Consider the following 3,102-nt stretch of genomic DNA (forward strand, 5'->3'; position numbering starts at 1 on the left):
GGCATTAATTAGACAAAATGATTAGAAAATCAAGTTTCACATTACTACTTTTACTATTATTTTCGTTTTCTGCGAGGGCGCAACTAATAGCAGAGGATGAAGAATTTATAGCGGAATACATAATTCAAAATAAAATACCCGGACTTAGTATTGCAATAGTCAAAAATTCGGAATTAGTCTATTCAAAAGGATTTGGCGTTAAAAATAGCACAACTAAAGAAAAAGTTACCAATAAAACTATATTCCAAGCGGCCTCATTAAGTAAGAGTTTAACTGGCGCTCTAATTTTAAAAAATGTTGAACAGCAAAAAATAGACCTAGATACACCCGTAAACACATATTTAAAAGATTGGAAACTTGAATCCAAAAATAAGGGAAGTATTTACGAACCAACAGTATATCAATTATTAACACATACAGGAGGAACAAATATTCACGGGTTCCGAGGATATAAAAGCACAAAAACACCACCAGAGTTGTTATCAATTCTAAACGGGGAGGTGTTTCTTGAACCCAAAATTGTTGTCAAGAATAAACCGAACACCGAATTCGACTATTCTGGAGGAGGATATGTTGTATTACAAAAAGCTCTGATTGACATCAACAATAAAGGATTTACCGAACAAATGAATGAAGAGATATTGCAACCTTGTGGTATGATTTCAAGTTTTTATTCAGTTAATCTAAATGAATCACAGTTGAGTCAAATTGCAATTGGCCATAAGAAGAATGGCGCTCCTTTGGAATCGGACTATTTCCAATATCCTCAATATGCAGCTGGAGGATTGTGGTCTACGCCAACGGAACTAACAAAATTCCTAATTGCAGTCCAAAAATCAATAAATTCAGATAATACGGAGAACCTATTATCAAAGGAAAGCGCAAAGAGGTTACTTGAACGACCTATATTAGAAAACGGGGAAAAACCAACTTATGGATTGGGATTTGGTTTTAAGATAGACTCAACAACGAATGAGATTATCTCGTTACGTCATAGTGGAGCAAATGTTGGATATAGTTGTTTTATGGAGGCAAGTAGAGATGGAAAATATGCATATATAATTATGAGTAATCGGGACTTTGCAAAGTTATCGGGCATAAGACAAAGAATATTGAACCGTATAAAAAATAACTAATGCCAACAAAACCTATAAACAATACGGGCTTTCGGCTTAATCGAAAGGTTTGAGTATTTTTATGAAGACCGCCAAATCTTATGGATTTTGCTCTGAACAGGAAAAAATAAATCAAAACAATAAGATTTCGCTATGTGCGTGGCGGAAAGCAAACGCCAGTTTGCCCCCGTACTGTTCATAGCTCAACCGTTGTAAGTAATTTAAATCAACATTTTAATAATGATTAAAATCCTAAATATTTTTGCTTTTTTAGTACTTATCCATACTACAAATGGACAGCAACCGAACGCAGAATATTTGGAATTGAAAAAAATTCTGTTGGAATCTAATACGGAATTAATAGTTGAATATCATTCTGATTGCATTGGCAGCGCATTTATCACTCTTGGAGAAGTTGGAGACTGTGAATATGAAAATCCCTTCTATTTGTTTTGGATAAAAGAAGACAAATACTATAAACGAAAATTCACCAATTGTGGTATTTTCAAAGTCAATGAAATGGCCAAGTCAGACTTTTTAGAGTCCGTAAAGGAAAATTTAAAACTGATTGAAAAGTCCGAGATTTTGCCTGTCATTCATAAATCTAAAAAAACATTAGAAGGAGGTGTTGCAGAAGAAACAATTATCGAAACGGAACTTAGTCATTACTGTGAATCTAAATTCAGTTTTCATACAAAATCAGATAAAATAGAAAAAAGCATTATTGATTATTACTTGGACACTAAAATGATTGACGAAAATACTCCTAATGATAATTATGAACTCAATGAAAAATCAATTCTGAATACTATTTTTAAGCTAATTGAAAAAGAGACTGAATAAAAACTACTTACAACAACACCTATAAACAATACGGGCTTCGGGCTTAATCGAAGGGTTTGCGTATTTTTTTTAAGACCGCAAAATCTTATGGATTTTGCTCTGGACAGGAAAAAATAAATCAAAACGATAAGATTTCGCTATGTGCGCAGCGGAAAGTAAACGCTAGTTTGCTCCCGTACTGTTCATAGCCGAACCGTTAGCAATAAGCAAAAACCAACTATGAACAAAGATTTAACCGCATTTACAGAAGAAATAAGTTGGTTTTTCCAAGAAAATGACAAGGTTGAAATTGAAAAAAGAACTCTTGAATTATCGAATGATTTTAAAAATATATTCCCAAAACTGACAAAACTGATTGAATGTTCACGAAAAACCTTTCTGCGAATAAATAATATTCCACACATTTTATTCGCTTGGACTGATATTGATGAAGAAATATTTGGATGGTTAAATAAAATTGAGGACTTAGAAAATATATCAGGTAAGTTAAGTGCTGAACACAAAATTTTATTACAAAATATTGGAGGAATACAGGAATCGTTTAATCAGCCAGAGGATTCTCTAACCAATAATCAGAATTTTATGTTTATCGGAACTGAATGTAAACTAGGAATTGGAAGTTGGGATGAATATTATAAAGAAACTTGTGATGAAGAAAATGTTGAGCCAATAGACCACTCAAATCTAATCTGTTTTGTGGAAGAGGCTAATGGAAATTTGACTTTTTATAACCCGACAACAAATGACATAATATTGTTTGCGTCTGACCACTGTTTTGATGACATCACACCGCTAAATGGACAACCGGAATACACGTTTTATAAATATGATAAAATAAAATCATTCACAGACTATGTAGAGAAAATCGCTGATGAGTGGATGGAAGAAAATGCCAATTGCTAACACGATGTATAAAACATAGCTAATAAGTGCTTAACCGAAAGGTTTGTGTATTTTTATGAAGTCCGCCAAATTTTTAATTTGGCTTTTAAAAAGAGAAAAATTAAAAACAAAATATAAAAATTCGGCTCTGTGTTAATCCGAAAAGTTAGTGCCTTTTTGCACGCTACGTTTCATACACAAGTCCGTCAGACTGTCTCAAAACTTAAAGTTAGCTTTACCTTGTAGGGTTTGATATTCTTTA

Annotated in this window: 3 protein-coding genes; all 3 read left to right on the forward strand. The window is 32.9% G+C overall.

All coding sequences use genetic code 11. The features are described 5' to 3' along the window. Positions 1–17: 17 nt before the first annotated feature. The 3 genes from AACM45_RS20145 (at position 18) to AACM45_RS20155 (ending at position 2,861) form a co-directional block, all read left to right on the forward strand. Positions 18–1,136 carry a serine hydrolase domain-containing protein gene (locus AACM45_RS20145; RefSeq protein ID WP_339144995.1) on the forward strand — a complete coding sequence of 373 codons (1,119 nt, stop codon included), beginning with the start codon at positions 18–20 and terminating at the stop codon, positions 1,134–1,136. Between the two features lie 219 nt (positions 1,137–1,355). Beyond that, the gene (locus tag AACM45_RS20150; RefSeq protein ID WP_339144996.1) at positions 1,356–1,958 is read left to right on the forward strand and encodes a hypothetical protein; all 603 of its coding nucleotides are present in this window, start codon (positions 1,356–1,358) and stop codon (positions 1,956–1,958) included. A gap of 219 nt (positions 1,959–2,177) precedes the next feature. Further along, positions 2,178–2,861 carry a hypothetical protein gene (locus tag AACM45_RS20155; RefSeq protein WP_339144997.1) on the forward strand — a complete coding sequence of 228 codons (684 nt, stop codon included), beginning with the start codon at positions 2,178–2,180 and terminating at the stop codon, positions 2,859–2,861. The last annotated feature ends 241 nt before the right edge of the window (positions 2,862–3,102 follow it).

The sequence above is a fragment of the Croceitalea sp. MTPC5 genome (assembly GCF_036985505.1).
Lineage (GTDB): Bacteria > Bacteroidota > Bacteroidia > Flavobacteriales > Flavobacteriaceae > Croceitalea.